Source organism: Limnohabitans sp. 2KL-51, assembly GCF_003063645.1.
In the GTDB taxonomy this organism is placed as follows: Bacteria; Pseudomonadota; Gammaproteobacteria; order Burkholderiales; family Burkholderiaceae_C; genus Limnohabitans_A.
In genome coordinates, this window is the sequence record NZ_NESJ01000006.1 from 145,673 (window position 1) to 160,577 (window position 14,905).

The 14,905-nt window shown below is 59.4% G+C and carries 18 protein-coding genes and 1 tRNA gene; 10 read left to right on the forward strand and 9 right to left on the reverse strand.

The genetic code is table 11. The features are described 5' to 3' along the window. Window positions 1–12: 12 nt before the first annotated feature. The 5 genes from B9Z49_RS08135 (at window position 13) to B9Z49_RS08155 (ending at window position 2,655) form a co-directional block, all read left to right on the forward strand. On the forward strand, window positions 13–879 hold the full coding sequence (locus tag B9Z49_RS08135) for a DeoR/GlpR family DNA-binding transcription regulator (protein WP_158273455.1): 867 nt from the start codon (window positions 13–15) through the stop codon (window positions 877–879). A gap of 363 nt (window positions 880–1,242) precedes the next feature. Next, complete coding sequence (locus B9Z49_RS08140; protein ID WP_108352943.1) at window positions 1,243–1,704, forward strand: MerR family transcriptional regulator; 462 nt, start codon at window positions 1,243–1,245, stop codon at window positions 1,702–1,704. Between the two features lie 35 nt (window positions 1,705–1,739). Next, window positions 1,740–1,816, forward strand: a tRNA-Pro gene (locus B9Z49_RS08145). Between the two features lie 111 nt (window positions 1,817–1,927). Continuing rightward, complete coding sequence (locus tag B9Z49_RS08150; RefSeq protein ID WP_108352944.1) at window positions 1,928–2,296, forward strand: glutaredoxin domain-containing protein; 369 nt, start codon at window positions 1,928–1,930, stop codon at window positions 2,294–2,296. Window positions 2,297–2,301: 5 nt separating this feature from the next. Then, window positions 2,302–2,655: a hypothetical protein gene (locus B9Z49_RS08155; RefSeq protein ID WP_108352945.1), complete on the forward strand. Its 354-nt coding sequence runs from the start codon at window positions 2,302–2,304 to the stop codon at window positions 2,653–2,655. 2 nt (window positions 2,656–2,657) lie between these two features. On the opposite strand, the gene B9Z49_RS08160 is transcribed toward B9Z49_RS08155, so the two are convergent. After that, a complete protein-coding gene (locus B9Z49_RS08160; protein WP_108353042.1) occupies window positions 2,658–3,839 on the reverse strand; it encodes an FAD-binding oxidoreductase in 1,182 nt (393 codons plus the stop codon). Window positions 3,840–4,078: 239 nt separating this feature from the next. On the opposite strand from B9Z49_RS08160, the gene B9Z49_RS08165 reads away from it, so the two are divergent. Continuing rightward, complete coding sequence (locus tag B9Z49_RS08165) at window positions 4,079–4,543, forward strand: hypothetical protein (RefSeq protein ID WP_146188504.1); 465 nt, start codon at window positions 4,079–4,081, stop codon at window positions 4,541–4,543. Here the strand turns inward: B9Z49_RS08165 and B9Z49_RS08170 are convergent. From B9Z49_RS08170 to B9Z49_RS08200, 7 genes are all read right to left on the reverse strand, one after another. Then, complete coding sequence (locus tag B9Z49_RS08170; protein WP_108352947.1) at window positions 4,540–4,761, reverse strand: hypothetical protein; 222 nt, start codon at window positions 4,759–4,761, stop codon at window positions 4,540–4,542. The two genes, B9Z49_RS08165 and B9Z49_RS08170, sit on opposite strands and share 4 nt — an antisense overlap. A 100-nt stretch (window positions 4,762–4,861) precedes the next feature. Further along, window positions 4,862–5,782 carry an ornithine cyclodeaminase family protein gene (locus B9Z49_RS08175; protein WP_108352948.1) on the reverse strand — a complete coding sequence of 307 codons (921 nt, stop codon included), beginning with the start codon at window positions 5,780–5,782 and terminating at the stop codon, window positions 4,862–4,864. After that, a complete protein-coding gene (gene leuD / locus B9Z49_RS08180) occupies window positions 5,766–6,428 on the reverse strand; it encodes a 3-isopropylmalate dehydratase small subunit (RefSeq protein ID WP_108352949.1) in 663 nt (220 codons plus the stop codon). The genes B9Z49_RS08175 and leuD overlap by 17 nt, the downstream gene beginning before the upstream one ends. Before the next feature lie 10 nt (window positions 6,429–6,438). Continuing rightward, on the reverse strand, window positions 6,439–7,863 hold the full coding sequence (leuC, locus tag B9Z49_RS08185; RefSeq protein WP_108352950.1) for a 3-isopropylmalate dehydratase large subunit: 1,425 nt from the start codon (window positions 7,861–7,863) through the stop codon (window positions 6,439–6,441). Further along, window positions 7,860–8,420: a ribonuclease E activity regulator RraA gene (gene rraA / locus B9Z49_RS08190; protein ID WP_108352951.1), complete on the reverse strand. Its 561-nt coding sequence runs from the start codon at window positions 8,418–8,420 to the stop codon at window positions 7,860–7,862. The genes leuC and rraA overlap by 4 nt, the downstream gene beginning before the upstream one ends. A 3-nt stretch (window positions 8,421–8,423) precedes the next feature. Continuing rightward, window positions 8,424–9,398 carry a tripartite tricarboxylate transporter substrate binding protein gene (locus tag B9Z49_RS08195; RefSeq protein WP_108352952.1) on the reverse strand — a complete coding sequence of 325 codons (975 nt, stop codon included), beginning with the start codon at window positions 9,396–9,398 and terminating at the stop codon, window positions 8,424–8,426. Window positions 9,399–9,421: 23 nt separating this feature from the next. After that, the gene (locus tag B9Z49_RS08200) at window positions 9,422–10,390 is read right to left on the reverse strand and encodes a tripartite tricarboxylate transporter substrate binding protein (RefSeq protein ID WP_108352953.1); all 969 of its coding nucleotides are present in this window, start codon (window positions 10,388–10,390) and stop codon (window positions 9,422–9,424) included. 113 nt (window positions 10,391–10,503) lie between these two features. Here B9Z49_RS08200 and B9Z49_RS08205 point away from each other — a divergent pair, with 113 nt between their 5' ends. From B9Z49_RS08205 to B9Z49_RS08220, 4 genes are all read left to right on the forward strand, one after another. Further along, window positions 10,504–11,328 carry a TauD/TfdA family dioxygenase gene (locus tag B9Z49_RS08205; RefSeq protein ID WP_108353043.1) on the forward strand — a complete coding sequence of 275 codons (825 nt, stop codon included), beginning with the start codon at window positions 10,504–10,506 and terminating at the stop codon, window positions 11,326–11,328. A gap of 64 nt (window positions 11,329–11,392) precedes the next feature. Next, on the forward strand, window positions 11,393–11,959 hold the full coding sequence (locus B9Z49_RS08210; RefSeq protein WP_233254560.1) for a restriction endonuclease: 567 nt from the start codon (window positions 11,393–11,395) through the stop codon (window positions 11,957–11,959). A gap of 116 nt (window positions 11,960–12,075) precedes the next feature. Next, window positions 12,076–13,128 (forward strand): aromatic ring-hydroxylating dioxygenase subunit alpha, encoded by a 1,053-nt coding sequence (locus B9Z49_RS08215; protein WP_108352955.1) that lies wholly within the window; start codon window positions 12,076–12,078, stop codon window positions 13,126–13,128. Further along, window positions 13,125–13,433, forward strand: a complete 309-nt coding sequence (locus tag B9Z49_RS08220) for a 2Fe-2S iron-sulfur cluster binding domain-containing protein (RefSeq protein WP_108352956.1) — start codon at window positions 13,125–13,127, stop codon at window positions 13,431–13,433. Before B9Z49_RS08215 ends, B9Z49_RS08220 begins: the two co-directional genes overlap by 4 nt. Here the strand turns inward: B9Z49_RS08220 and argA are convergent, their stop codons facing one another. Then, a complete protein-coding gene (gene argA, locus B9Z49_RS08225; RefSeq protein WP_108352957.1) occupies window positions 13,434–14,780 on the reverse strand; it encodes an amino-acid N-acetyltransferase in 1,347 nt (448 codons plus the stop codon). Window positions 14,781–14,905 lie beyond the last annotated feature (125 nt).

Genomic DNA, 14,905 nt, shown 5'->3' on the forward strand with positions numbered 1-14,905 from the left:
ACAATCGGTCATATGGTGATTTCTAATTCAGCGCCCATATTGGCCGCAACCCAGGAGCCTCAGCGAACCAAGCAGACGACTCTGCCAGCTGCGGTTCGGCAACAGCGAATCTTCGAACTCGTACGACAGGACGGGTACGTGCGAGTCTCCGAGTTGGCGAAGCATTTTGGTATTTCGCAGATGAGCGCTCGACGAGACCTGGACTCGCTGAGCAGACAAGGGTTGATCCAGCGATCTCAAGGGGCCGCAGTAGCATTGTCAGCAGAGGCGGCGTCCAACGGACACGGTGGCCTGAGCGATGCGGACATGCGGGAGTTACAGTACGAGACGCGACGGCGCAGGCAGATTGCTGCCAAGCAATCGATTGCACGCTCTGCTGCGGTGCTTTTATCATCTGATGACAATATTGCACTGGATGTCGGTAGTTCGGTGTTGACTCTTGCCCGTGAACTGAGCAAGCACGCCGGTATGCATGTATTCACGAACCATCTGCGCGTCGCGAGCCTGCTGGCCGGATCACGCTGTGTTGTGCTGATGCCAGGGGGAATCGTCCGGGCCCAAGAACTCTCCATTTGTGGTGAGCAGGCAGTGAAAGATACCGCCCAGCGCTGGTTCAGCAAGGCTTTTATCGGCTTGTCAGGTCTGACCGAGGACGGCGGGTTCGATTCCTCACCTGAGGACACACTGGTCAAGCACGCCTACATCAAGCATGCCGACCAAGTGATTCTTCTGTGCGATTCCAGTAAGTTTGGCAAGCGATCGCTTGTGCGGGCCTGCGCACTGGATGAGATTGATGTGCTCATCACAGACTCACCTCCTCCACGAGCACTTGCAGCAGCCCTAGCCGCCGCTTCGGTCAAGGTGTTAGTGGCCAACTGATCTGAAAGTCGGACTGAATCGCCCCGGTTTTTGAAGAGGTTCTGCACTTAGTGTTGTGTTCTCTGCGGTCAAGTCCCAAAGGTTGTCAATTGTGGGGTGGCAGTTCAGAGCAGCTAATGGTTGCCTCTTATGGGGGGCAGGTCTGAATTCCAAGTTATTGTCCACACGCCCCCAACGGTTTGTTTCCGGTCGGCGTCAACACTCAACCAATTTTCAGATCCAGTTCTGGAACTTTTGGTTGGTAAAAACTTTGCCAACATAGCACTTGACGTATGTCCTGTGACTTACATCAAAATCAGGGCTGGACGAGGTGAACACACTTGCAGTAAGCTTCAAGGTTTTCTAGGTAACTTGTTGTCAGTCATGGACAGTTTGCTTCCCGCCATTCCAGCCAAACGCTACTTCACCATTGGTGAGGTGGGCGAGTTGTGTGGTGTCAAGCCTCATGTTTTACGTTATTGGGAGCAGGAGTTCACGCAACTTCGTCCGGTCAAACGAAGGGGAAATCGCCGGTATTACCAGCGTCATGAAGTGATGATGATCCGCAGAATACGCGGGCTCTTGTACGACCAAGGCTTTACCATCAGCGGCGCTCGAAACAAACTGCTGGAACTGACACTGAGTGAGCGTCAACTCATGCGCTCCGGCGCATTCTTGGATGACGGGCTGGAAGATAACAGCGCTGAAATTGAGGCTGCAGAGGGCATGCCGCCAGATGAACTGGCCCATGAAATGACAACCCATCTGTCGTACCGACCTGGTTTTGAATCGGCCTTGTCGGTACACCAAGAGCTTTTGCAAATTCGCGCCATGCTCACGGTCTGAATAGACTTGGATTCAAGCTATAATTCTCAGCTTGTCGGCGTGTAGCGCAGCCTGGTAGCGCACTTGCATGGGGTGCAAGGGGTCGCGAGTTCGAATCCCGCCACGCCGACCATTTTATCCATAAAATCAACGGGTTACATCTCAAAAAGTTGTAACCCGTTTTTCTTTTTGTACTCCCCTCTTGATGTGGCCAAGTCTTCATCTCTAACTTTCATTTGAACCCATGATCAGACCTGTACTCGCCGAGTCCGCCATCCATCCCGGCATTCGCCCGTTCATCGCGCAATGGCATGGGGCTGTCGTTGCTCAAGTGCAAACGGCCATCGCCCAGCACCCAGTGGTGGTCGTGGGTTTGTCAGGCAATCCTTTTGTGGCCAAGGCTCGCAAGGCCTTGACCGTGGCTGGCGTGGCGCATGAGTACATCGAATTCGGCAGCTATTTCTCGCAGTGGCGCTTGCGCAATGCCTTGAAGATGTGGACCGGTTGGCCCACTTTCCCGATGATCTTTGTGCGCGGCACCTTGGTCGGTGGAGCCGATGACCTGCGCCGCCTGATCGACAACGGTGAACTTAAGACCTTGCTGCAAGCCTGAAGCCAATGGCGGCCACCGCAAAACCCGAGTTGTGGCGCACCGAGGTGGGTGATGCGGTGGCCGTGCTCAGTATTCCCGGCGCACTCAAACGTTCACGCACGTTCGACATCGATGTGAGTTTGCTGGTTCGCGTGCCCGAAGACAACGCCGAAGCCTGGCATGCGTTGACGCTTGAGATCGACGGCAAGCGGCAATGGCACCGCCGCATCGCCAGCAACTGCCCGGGTCAAACCGATGGGCTTGATTACCACTGCCGCTTGGTGCTTGAAGCGGGTCCAGCACTGCGCATCCGCGCTGTGGCTGGCACACGGGGCGCGGTTGTGCAGCGACTGCAGATCGAAGCCCGGGAAGACCTTTAGGGTCAGCCGATTACCGCCAACTCGCGCAGCGGGCGGTTTTGCACCAAGCGCTCAAAACCCAGCTCTTGAACGTCGATGGTGTGCGCTTGCCCAAGCAGCATCCACTCGGCCAGCGCCAAACCGGCGCCCGCAGCATGTTGCATGCCATGACCTGAAAAACCGTTGATGAAATACAAGTTGCGTAGCTTCGGGTGCGGGCCGATCACGGCGTTGTGATCGAAGGTGTTCATCTCGTAGTAACCTGCCCAGGCCCGCTCCACCCGCAAGGCCGCGAGTGCAGGGATGCGGTGCGCCAGCGAGGCCCATTGTTCGTCGTTCCATTCGGCCCAGTCGGGCTCCAGTGGCAGGTTAGGCTCGGTGTGCAAAGGCTCTGCGCCACTGATCAAAAACCGGCCTTCGGGCCGCAGCCACCAGCCACTCGGGTCGATCAGCAAGGGGCACTGCGGCAGCGGCTCCGGACACGACAGCACAAACACCGTGCGCCGCGCTGCTTCGACCGGCAAGTGCACCCCAGCCATGGCAGCCACCTCGCCGGCCCAAGGCCCCGCCGCGTTGACGACTTGGCCGCAAGGCAAGCTGTCGCCACTGGCCAGCCGCACAGAGGTCACTTGGCTTGCCGTGTGGTCCAGGCTCACCACCCGGTCGTGCAGGCGTTGCACGCCTTGCGCCATGGCTTTTTTCAAGAACGCCTGGTGCAGGGCCGGGCCGTCAAACCAACCCTCGCCGCTCAGGCCCAGGTTGCCGAGCGTGACATCGTCGACATTCAGCCAGGGATAGCGCTGGCGCAGGGCCTCGGGGCCCAGCAAGCTGACATCCGCTCCGGCTTGCTTTTGGATCTGGTGTGCGGTTTGCAGAACCGCCGCTTGTTCGGCTTGGGCCAGATACAAATAGCCGGGTTCTTGCAAACCCAGCGCCACCGGGTGACCGGGCAAGCCCAGGTGCTGCTGGGCCTCGCGCAAAAACGCGATGCCATACTGGCTCAGGCGGATGTTGACGGGGCAGGTGAACTGCTGGCGAATCGAGCTGGCCGAAAGCGATGACGAGGCTTTTTCGTAACGCGTGTCCGACTCGACCAGCGTTACTTTCAAGCCCGGCTGCAAGCGCGTGAGCCACCATGCAGTGGCCGCGCCCATGACACCGCTGCCAACGATGACCACATCGGCCAATTTTGGGTGACTGCTCATGCGTTGATTTTTCAGGAAAGGTAGGGTGATCAAAAGAGCAGTCGTGATCGCACTGCTTTTTGCAATGCCGAATGGGCGATCATCCGCCCAGCCCACCGGGGCTCATCTGGATTCCAAAGTAAACAAGTTACGGATGTTACATGGGAGTGCATGGACAGCTGCAAAGTCTGAAAGTGATAATGAAATAACTAACTCGGCAGATTTGCAACGGGTTCGTTCAATCCTCTTGCTTGGACATCATGACAAAAAATTCTCTCATCGGCATGGTTTGTGCTGTGCTGCTTTCTGGTTGTGCAACCGTCGACATGCGTGTGGCGGGCGCAGGGCCCTCTTACCGGGACGCGACCCTGATTCAGCCTGACATCCTGTATCAAGAAACGCCGCAATCAAAATCAATCATTGTGGGCTCACAGCTGTACGCCACAGTCAACAGCTGTTCGCTCATCCAACGCTATCGCATCCGCACCAACACTGATTTCACATCGGCTTTGAACTTGTTCAAAAACCGGGCCCACATGATGGGGGGTAAATGGGTCACGATAGTGCACCACTCCGAGTTGGACAATGTTGAAAACGCCTACGTGGGTAACCATGAAATCTTTTTGCGTGAAGCCACAGACATGGGCAGTGCCCGGTACCTGACCACCATTGTGGGTGACATTTACGACTGTCCTTGCAACATCAACAGCTGCTCTGGCCGCTAAACCATCCGAAAGATGCGCCAACCATCGTGCATCTTCCTAATCCCGAATTTCCAGCTCAGCCTGTTCCTCTTGACGTACTGAATGGCAGCAACACGGGCATTTTCGGCCAGCTTGAAGTCATCAAAAAACAAGCTGTCTCCGATGTCCATGCCATGAAATACATACCTGTGGCGTACAGGAATGTCGAACTTTTCCGGCGATTTGGTGATGGTCAACATGGGTGCAATGAAACGATTCATTAAGAATCGTCAGTAATCCCCTTAACTTGAGCCTATGGCACAGTGAGAATCTGTCATTTGCACACTGACTGTCTGGGTTTCAAACACCCAGTTCGGCCAAGGCAGCCCGGTAGACCAAGCGCGCCGCCACCGTGTCCTCGACCGCTTGGCCCAGCGATTTAAAAATGATGGTCGTGCCCGTTGGTGGCGGCGCAATTCGGCCGCACAAAATTTCGCCTATCTCAGCCGCGACCTGTGCGCCAGAAAGCAGCACGTCGCCCGATTCTTTTTCCGCGGCTTCGCGTTGATCTGCCACCACCCAATGCGCCATGGCTGCGTTGTCCAGCTCGCGCCAGTTGGGGCGGGGTGCTCCCACAGCGGCCACAAAGGCACCCGGCTTGAGCCAGGCGCCTTGCAGCACCGGTTCGCTGGCGTTGGTCACTGTGCACACAATATCGGCGCCGCGCACCGCTTCTTCGGCGCTGGCGCAGGCCACGCCGCCAATGTCACGTGCGCACTGCTGCGCGTTCGCGGCTGTGGGGCTCCACACGCGGATCTCGGACACGGCGCGCACGGCCCGCAGCATTTTCGCGTGGCTGCGCGCCAGCACACCGCTGCCCAGCATGGCCACCACCTGGGGCGTACGCGGAACCAGTGCATCGGCCGCCACTGCCGACGCCGCTGCAGTGCGCATGGCGGTGATCGTGTTGCCCTCCATTACGGCCAGGGTCTGGCCCGTGGCTGGGTCCATCAACACGATGGTGCTGAGCAGCGTGGGTAAACCCTTTTGCGCGTTGCCTGGCACCAGCGTGATGAGCTTGGTGCTCAGGGCATCGCCCAGCAGGGCGGGTTTCAAAAACAGCAGGCCATCATTGGATGCCTCTCCAATGGGCATGACCATGCGCAGCGGCTGCGCCACCTGGCCCAGCGTCAGCGCCACCAAGGCTTCGCGCACGCCTTGAAGCAAATCGGGCACGCTCAGCAGCTGCTGAACACGGGCTTCGTCAAAGTAGTGAACCATGGTGGGTCTCGGTTGCAGCAGGGGGCACCACCCAGGGGTTGGCTTTCAGATGCCGGGCTTCAAAATCGCGAATGTCTTGGGCGTGCGTCAGGCTCATGCCCACCGCATCCAGCCCAAGCAGCAGCATTTCTTGGTGCAGCGGGTCGATGTCAAAGCGCAAGGTCTGATCATCGGCCGGGGTGTGCAGCGTTTGGGCTGCCAAGTCCAGCGCCATCTGGCAGCGCTGTGGGTCCATTGCCAAAGCCATCAGGCGGTCTACCTCGGCTACGGGCAGCACCAGCGCGGGCACGCCATTGCGCATACAGTTGTCGCTGAAAATGCCGCCAAAGCTGGTGCCCAGCACGCAGCGGATGCCCAACTCGCGCATCCCCCACACCGCGTGTTCGCGGCTCGAGCCACAGCCAAAGTTGGCGCCCGTGATCAGAAATTTCGCCTCAGTCCACGGCGCTTGGTTCAACACAAAATCGTTGCGTGCTTGGCCCGCTGCGTCAAAACGCATGTCGTGCAAAAACCCTTGCGCCAGGCCTTGCCGGTCGATGCCCTTGAGAAACTGCTTGGGCATGATCTGGTCGGTGTCCACATGCGGCAAGGGCAGGGCACAGGCGGTGCCTGAGAGGGTGGTGATGGCTTGGAATGCGGAAGTCATCACATCGCCTTCAATGACAGGGCAGGAGGCGCAAGTCGGTCAACGCGCCCGTGACCGCCGCCGCCGCTACCATGGCGGGGCTCATCAGGTGGGTGCGTGCGCCCACGCCCTGGCGACCTTCAAAGTTGCGGTTGGTGCTGGAGGCGCAGCGGTCCCCAGTGTTCAGGTGGTCTTCGTTCATGGCCACGCACATCGAGCAACCCGCCTGTCGCCACTCAAAACCCGCTTCTTCAAAAATGCGTCCCAGGCCTTCCGCCTCAGCCTGCGCACGCACCATCGACGAACCGGGCACCACCAAGGCGCGCACGCCGGGTGCGACACGTCGGCCTTTCAAAAAACGCGCTGCATCGCGCAGGTCGTCGATGCGGCTGTTGGTGCACGAGCCAATGAAAGCGTGGCTGATGGGCAAGCCTTGCAAGGCCTGGCCGGGTTGCAGGTCCATGTAGGCCAAGGCGCGTTGCATACCGCACCGGCGTTGCGGGTCGCTTTCGTGGGCCGGGTCAGGCACCACGCCGTCGATGGGCACGCCCTGGTCCGGGCTTGTGCCCCAGGTCACGCGCGGGGCCAAGCTTCGAGCGTCCAGAATGACTTCTTGGTCAAACACCGCGTCGTCGTCGCTGCGCAGTGCACGCCACTGCGCCACGGCCGCGTCCCACTGTGCGCCTTGCGGCACACGCGGGCGACCATGCAAATAGTCAAACAGAGCGTCATCCGGGGCCACAATGGCCCCCCGAGCGGCAGCTTCCACGCTCATGTTGCACAGCGTCAAGCGGCCTTCCACGCCCATGGCGAGAATGGCCTCTCCCGCGTACTCGATCACATGGCCCGACGCCCCATCGGCCCCGATCTGCGCGATCAAGGCCATCACCAGGTCTTTGGCCGTCACCCCGGGCGGCATCTGGCCGTGCACCGTGACGCGCATGTTTTTTTGCGGGCGGTAAATCAGCGTTTGGGTGGCCAGCAGGTGCTCGATCTCGCTGCTGCCAATGCCAAAACCCAAAGCCCCCATGGCTCCGTGCGTGGTGGTGTGGCTGTCGCCCGCCGCCATCACCATGCCGGGCAGCACCCAGCCTTGCTCGCTGGCCACCACATGTTCAATGCCCTGGCGCGTGTCCAGCATGTTAAAAAGCTCAATGCCGTGCCGTGCACAGTTCTCTGCCAGAGTGCTGACCTGTTTGGCGCGGTCGGCATCGTGCAGCACCATGGTGCGTGCGTTGCGCAGCGGTGTGGTGGCGTTCACATGGTCGACCACCGCCAGAGTGGATGCGGGTCGCCACACGTTGCGCCCTTGCGCGTGCAAGGCGGCAAAGGCCTGTGGGCTGGTGTATTCGTTCAGCACTTGGCGGTCCACGTGCAGCAAAATTTGCCCGCTGTTGCCCAGCGGCCGCACCGTGTGCGCATCCACGATGCGCTGGTACAGGGTGCGTGGGCTCATGGTTGGCGTGTTGTCGCCGGGCCTGCTGCATAGGCGGCGGTGGCCGCCACCACATCCTGAACTGCAATGTCGGCTGCTGTCAAACCTGTGGGCAGCACGATCACACCATCGGCATCGACCACCACATGGTCGCCGGGCGTGAAGGTCACGCCGCCAAAGTGCACCGGCACATCACGCTCGCCCGCACCGGTGCGGCTGCCGCGCTTGGGCACCGTGCCCAAAGCCTTCACACCAATGTCGATGGTGTTCAGCTCGACGGCATCGCGCACCACGCCGTGAATGACCAGGCCCGCCCAGCCATTGCGCGAGGCCAGTTCGGCCATCACATCGCCAAACAAGGCGCGGGCCACCGAGCCCTCGCCATCGATTACCAGCACCTGGCCCAAACCCGGCTGGCTCACGGTGTCGCGCATCAGGGCAATGTCTTCGTGGATGCGCAGGGTGCGGATCGGCCCGGTGAAGGCCCGTCGCAGGCCATAGCTTTGAAACAGCACAGCGCAGGCCTGCGCGTCTTCGCAGGCATCGCACAGGTCAGTGGTTTTGGGAATGGCTTTCACGTGTCAGTCCATGCGCACATTGGCGTCTTTGACCAGCTTGGCCCACGACGCGCTGTCTTCGGGAATGAAGGCCGCAAACGACTCGGGGGTGCCGCCAATGATTTCACCGCCTTGTGAGGCGATCTTTTCGGCCACATCGGGCAGCTTCAAGATGGCCGCGATCTCGGTGTTCAGGCGCCGGGTGATGTCGGCTGGCAACTTGGCCGGGCCCAACACGGCAAACCACTGCAGCATCTCGGCGTTGGGCACACCGGCTTCGGCCAAGGTGGGCACATTGGGCATCAGGGGCGAGCGCTTTTCGCTGGTAATCGCCAGCACCCGCAGCTTGCCCGCCTGGTAATGCGGCATCACATTGGGTGGGCTTTCAAAGTTCAGGTTCACCTGGCCCGACAGCAAATCCACAATCGCCTGGCCGCTGCCCTTGTAGGGAATGTGGTTCATCTGCGTCTGCGTGGCCAGCATGAAGCGGGCCGCCGCCAGGTGTTGCGCACTGCCACTGCCCGACGATGCAAAGCTCAGGCCCATGGGCTTTTGCTTGGCCAGCGCCACAAACGAGCGCACATCGGTGGCGGGCACGCTCGGGTTCACCGTCAACAGCAAAGGGGTGGACGCGACGCGGATGATGGGCGTGAAATCCTTCACCACGTCGTAAGGCAATTTGGGGTAAATAGCCGGTGCCACCGAATTGGAATTGCTGTGGCCGAGCAGCAGTGTGTAACCGTCGGGCCTGGCCTTGGCCACGATGTCGGCGCCCACGGTGCCCGCTGCACCCGCCTTGTTGTCCACCACCACCGATTGCCCCAAGCGTTCTTGCAGCTTTTGGCCAATGGTGCGCGCCAACACATCAGTAAAACCACCGGGCGCAAAGCCCACCACGATGCGGATCGGCTTGTCAGGCCAGTTCTGGGCAAAAGCGCCCGTGCTTAGGCACAGGGACAAAGCCACAGCGCTGCGGCGAGAAATCTTGTTCAAGTTCATGGGGTGTTTCTTTGTTGTCGGGGTCAGTCAATCTGTGCGCCAGAGGCCTTAACCACCACGCTCCACTTGGCCAGGTCTTTTTTCAGCATGCCCGCAAATTCAGCAGGTTGGGTGATCAGCACATCGGCGCCTTGTGCATTGAACCGTTCGATCACGTCCTTATTTTTCAGCACATCTTGCACATCCTGGTTGATGCGGCGAATCACCGCCGCCGGGGTCTTGGCCGGGGCAAACAAACCAAACCAGGGCGACACATCAAACTCTTTGAAGCCCCCTTCGGCAATCGTGGGAATGTTGGGGAAGTTACCCGAGCGCGCTGCACTGGTCACCGCCACCGGACGCAAGGTGCCGCTCTTGATGGCCCCCGACACCGAAGGCAAGCTGGTGAACACCATGTTGATTTGGCCGCCCATCAGGTCCTGCATAGCGGGCGCTGCGCCCCGGTAGGGAATGTGTTCGAGCTTGGTGTTGGCTGCGGCATTGAACATGACGCCCAGCAAATGGTTGACCGAACCGTTGCCTGCCGAGCCAAACGTCAAAGGCGAACGCTGGCCTTGGTCCACCAGATCCTTGATGCTTTTGACGGGCGAGTCGGGGCGCACCACCAGCACAAAGGGCAGGGTGGCCAATGTGGCCACTGGCTCAAAATCTTTTTCGGGATCGAAAGGCAGTTTTTTGTACAAGGCCGCGTTGATGGCGTGCGAACCGGCGTAGCTCATCAGCAGCGTGTGGCCATCGGCCGTGGCCTGTGCAACATGCTCCATGCCCACGTTGCCACCCGCGCCAGCGCGGTTTTCGATCACCACCGCCTGCCCCCATTTTTCGCTTAACTTTTGACCCACGATACGGGCCAGTGCGTCGGATGCACCGCCCGGTGTCTGTGGCACCACAATGCGAACGGGTTTTGACAAAAAATCTTGCGCCAAGGCCGCGCCCTGAACCATGCACAAGCCCAAGGACAGGACCAAAAAATTCCAACCACGATTGAACATGACAGCTCCAGAAAACAAGAGGGACAGAATGACACGAAGCCGCGGCGGCACTTGTCTCGCGGCGGACATTTCAGATGGGGGTTTACCCAAGTGCCTGTGCAACAATGAAAAACATGATCATTCGACAAATCGCAGGCGCATTGGGCGCTGAGCTGCACGGGGTCGATCTGACCCAACCCCTCACGGCCGATCTGCAAAAGGCCATTCGCGCCGCCCTGCTGCAGCACCAGGTTATTTTCTTCCGTGATCAGAACCTGGTGCCTGATCAATTCATGCGCTTTGCGCAAACCTTGGGTCAGCCTGTCGAATACCCTTTTGTCAAAGGCCTTGACGGCTTTCCCTGTGTCATCGAAGTCAAAAAGCTCGAACACGAAAAAGTTAACTTTGGTGGCATTTGGCACTCCGACACCACGTACTTAGAGCAGCCCCCCATGGGCTCGATGCTCTTGGCCAAAGAGGTGCCGCCCTATGGTGGCGACACCCTGTTTGCCAACCAGTACATGGCCTGGGACACCTTGTCCGACACCATGAAGTCACTGCTGGGTGGCTTGGTCGGTATCAGCAGTTCGGCCAAAGCCGATGTATCCAAAACCCGCGAAGACCGCATCAAAAGCGATGGCAAAGACAGCGCCCCCAAAGCGTATTTGGCTCACCACCCACTGGTGCGCACCCACCCCGAAACCGGGCGCAAAGCGCTCTACGTGAACATTGCCCACACCTCGGGCATTGTGGGCATGACTGAAGCCGAAAGCGCACCCATCCTCAACTTCCTGTTCCAGCACCAGGTCAAGCCCGAGTTCACCTGCCGCTTTGTCTGGCAGGCCCACTCGCTAGCGGTGTGGGACAACCGCTGCACCCAGCACAACCCGGTCAACGATTACCACGGTTTTCGCCGGGTGATGCACCGCATCACCTTGGCTGGCGACACACCCGTTTGATAATGAGCCCTGCGGCCCTGCAGGCCGCTTTTTTGATCGACAGGGAGCGTGTGTGAAATTCAAGATGTCTGAGAAATCATTGTTTGCGGTGCTGTTGCGTTCGCCGTGGTGGATCAGTTTTGTGTTGGTGGCTGTGGTTGCCCTAGCGGCTGGGGCTTTGTTGCCTGAGAAGTACGCAGGCGTGGGCATGTTGGGGGGCTTCCCGTTCTTTGTGATCGGGTGCATGGCCTTTTGGCGACAGCGCAACTTGCCCAGTCCAGCACTGGTTGAAAAAGGTTTGCAAAACCTCGCCGGCATGAACTGGCGAGATTTCTCGGTGGTGCTGGACACGGCCTTCACCCGCCAGGGCTACACCGTCACGCCGCTCACAGGTGCGGCCGACATGCTGCTCGAAAAAAAGGGCGTGCGCACCGTGGTCAGTGCCAAACGCTGGAAAGCTGCCGCTATGGGCCTTGAGCCGCTGCGTGAATTGGTGGCCCACCGCGATGCGCTCGAGGCCAGCAACAGCGTTTGCATCAGCTTGGGGCAAGTCAGCACGAAAGCCGAGGATTACGCTGCAGAGCACCGCATCACTTTGATCACCGGCGCAGATCTGGTGATCTTGGTGGACAAAGAAGTCAAGTCCTTGTGAGCGCCAGTCATGCGGATCGGTTTTGGCAGCAAGCTCCCAGACATTTGAAATCACAAGCAAAATCCTCAAAGCTCGGCCAGCCGGGCACCTCACTCTTTTGCCATAAAGGTTGAAACATGTTCATCCAAAACACTTGGTATGTGGCCTGCACCGAGGCCGAACTCGAAGCGCTGGGCAGCAAGCCCCTGGGACGCACCATTTGCAATGAAAAAATGGTTTTTTTCAAAGGCCCCGACGGGAAAGTGGCGGCGGTTGAAGACTTTTGCCCCCATCGGGGTGCGCCTTTGTCCTTGGGCAAGGTCTGCAAAGGCCATTTGCAGTGTGGTTACCACGGCCTTGAAATGGGCGTGGAGGGCAAAACCGTGCACATGCCCGGTCAGCGCGTGCGCGGCTTTCCGGCCATCAAGAGTTATGCGGTGGTAGAGCGTTATGGTTTTGTCTGGGTCTGGCCCGGCGACCAGTCCAAGGTGGACGAATCGCAGATGCCGGTGTTTGAGTTCTTTGAGAACCCTGCCTGGGCCTATGGTGGCGGGCTTTACCACGTCAAGGCCGATTACCGCCTGATGATCGACAACCTGATGGACCTGACGCACGAGACCTATGTGCACGCCAACAGCATCGGCCAACCCGAGATCGATGAGACACCCAGCGAAACCAAAGTCGACGGCGACCAAGTCGTTTTGCAGCGTCACATGCAAGGCATTCAGGCCCCCCCTTTTTGGCAAATGGCCATGAGCGCCAACGGCTTAGACCCGCAGGCCAAGGTGGACCGCTGGCAGATTTGCCGCTTTAGCCCGCCGAGCCACGTGATGATCGACGTGGGTGTGGCCCTGACCGGCAAAGGCGGTTTTGACGCGGCACCCGAGCACAAGGCCTACAGCGTGGTGGTCGATTTCATCACGCCTGAGACTGAAACTTCGCACTGGTACCACTGGGGCATGGCGCGCCAGTTCAAGCCCCATGACACCGAGTTGACCGACAAGATCCGCGCAGGGCAGGGTGGCATCTTCAATGAAGACATGGAGATGCTGCAATTGCAGCAAGTCAACATCAGCAAGTGGCCTGAGCGCAAACTGCTGATGCTCAACATCGATTCGGGCGGCGTGCAGTCGCGCCGTATCATTGATCGTTTACTGGCCCAGGAAAACACCTCAGAGATCACCGCATGAGCACCCCAGACTTGACACAGACCCCCATCGATGCCGATGGCAACTTCGAAGTTCACTTGCAAAAAAGTGGCCAGACCTTGAGGGTGGGCAAAGAGCAAAGCATTCTGAGTGCGCTGCAGGATGCGGGCCACGAGGTGCCTTTTTCCTGCTCTCAAGGTGTGTGCGGCACCTGCCTTACTCAGGTGGTCGCGGGCACACCCGACCATTGGGACATGTTCCTCACCCCAGAGGAGCAAGAGGCGAACACGCAGATGCTGATTTGCTGTTCGCGCAGCCAGACGGCAAGGCTCGTGCTGGACCTGTGATCAGAGCTTCTTGACCAGCACTTGGCTCTTGCGGTCCCAGTTGTATTTGCGCTTTCGCGCTTCGGGAAGCCAGTCGGGATCTTGCTGAACAAAGCCGCGCTTGATGAACCAGTGCATGGTGCGGGTGGTCAGCACAAAGATGCTCTTCAGGCCCATGGCGCGGGCGCGTTGCTCGATGCGCTTGAGCACCTTTTCGCCATCGCCCTGGCCTTGTGACTGGGGCGACACGGTGAGCGCTGCCATTTCGGCTGTTTTGCTTTCGGGGTAGGGGTAGAGTGCGGCGCAGGCGAAGATCACGCCGTCGTGGTCGATGATGGTGTAGTGATCGATGTCGCGCTCGATCTCGGTGCGGTCACGCTTGACCAAGGTGCCGTCTTTCTCAAACGGCTCGATCAATTGCAAGATGCCGCCCACGTCGTCGGCCGTGGCCTCGCGCAGTTCTTCGAGCTTTTCATCGATGACCATGGTGCCAATGCCGTCGTGCACATACACCTCCAGCAATAATGCGCCGTCCACCGCAAAGGGCAGGATGTGCGAGCGCTCCACACCCTCTTCGCATGCCTTCACGCAGTGCTGCAAATAAAAGCCAATGTCGGTGGGCTCGGTTGGGGGGGGCAGCGAGGCCAGCAATTGTTTGGCCGCGGCCAACGGCAGTTCGGTGTCAATGGGGTTGTCCTCACTGGCCGGGGCATGGGGTTCGATGCGGATGCCCGGCACCTCGGTCACAAAAATCAGCTTGTCGGCCTGCAGCTCAGCCGCCACGCTGGTCGCCACTTCTTCCATGGAGAGGTTGAACGCTTCGCCCGTCGGCGAAAAGCCAAAGGGCGAGAGCAGCACCATCGCGCCCATGTCCAGCGTGCGCATAATGCCGTCCACGTCTACCTTGCGCACCAGGCCCGAGTGAATGAAGTCCACGCCATCCACAATGCCCACGGGCCGCGCCGTGATGAAGTTGCCCGAAATCACTCGCACCGTGGAGCCCGCCATGGGGGTGTTGGGCAAGCCCTGGCTGAAAGCCGCTTCGATCTCGTAGCGCAGTTGGCCCGCCGCCTCTTGGGCGCAGTCCAGAGCGACGCTGTCGGTGATGCGGATACCGTGGGAATATTTGGGAGTGTGGCCTTTGGCGGCCAATTGTTCGTTCACCTGTGGGCGAAAGCCGTGCACCAGCACGATCTTGACGCCCATGCTTTGGATCAGCGCCAGGTCTTGCGCCAGGTTTTGCAACTTGCCCGCCGCAATGGCCTCCCCTGCGATGCCCACCACAAACGTCTTGCCCCGGTGCAAGTGGATGTAGGGCGCCACCGACCGGAACCAGGGCACGAAGGTGAAATTGAAAACTGTGGACATGGGCTGTTGGGCGTTTTGTGCGGTCAATGCTGGGGGCTGGGATAATCCCAGGCTGTTCTTGCATTGATTTTCACAGAAGTTCTCGCCTTGTCCGACACCCCCCTCCAAATCGACTTTCCCGAAGG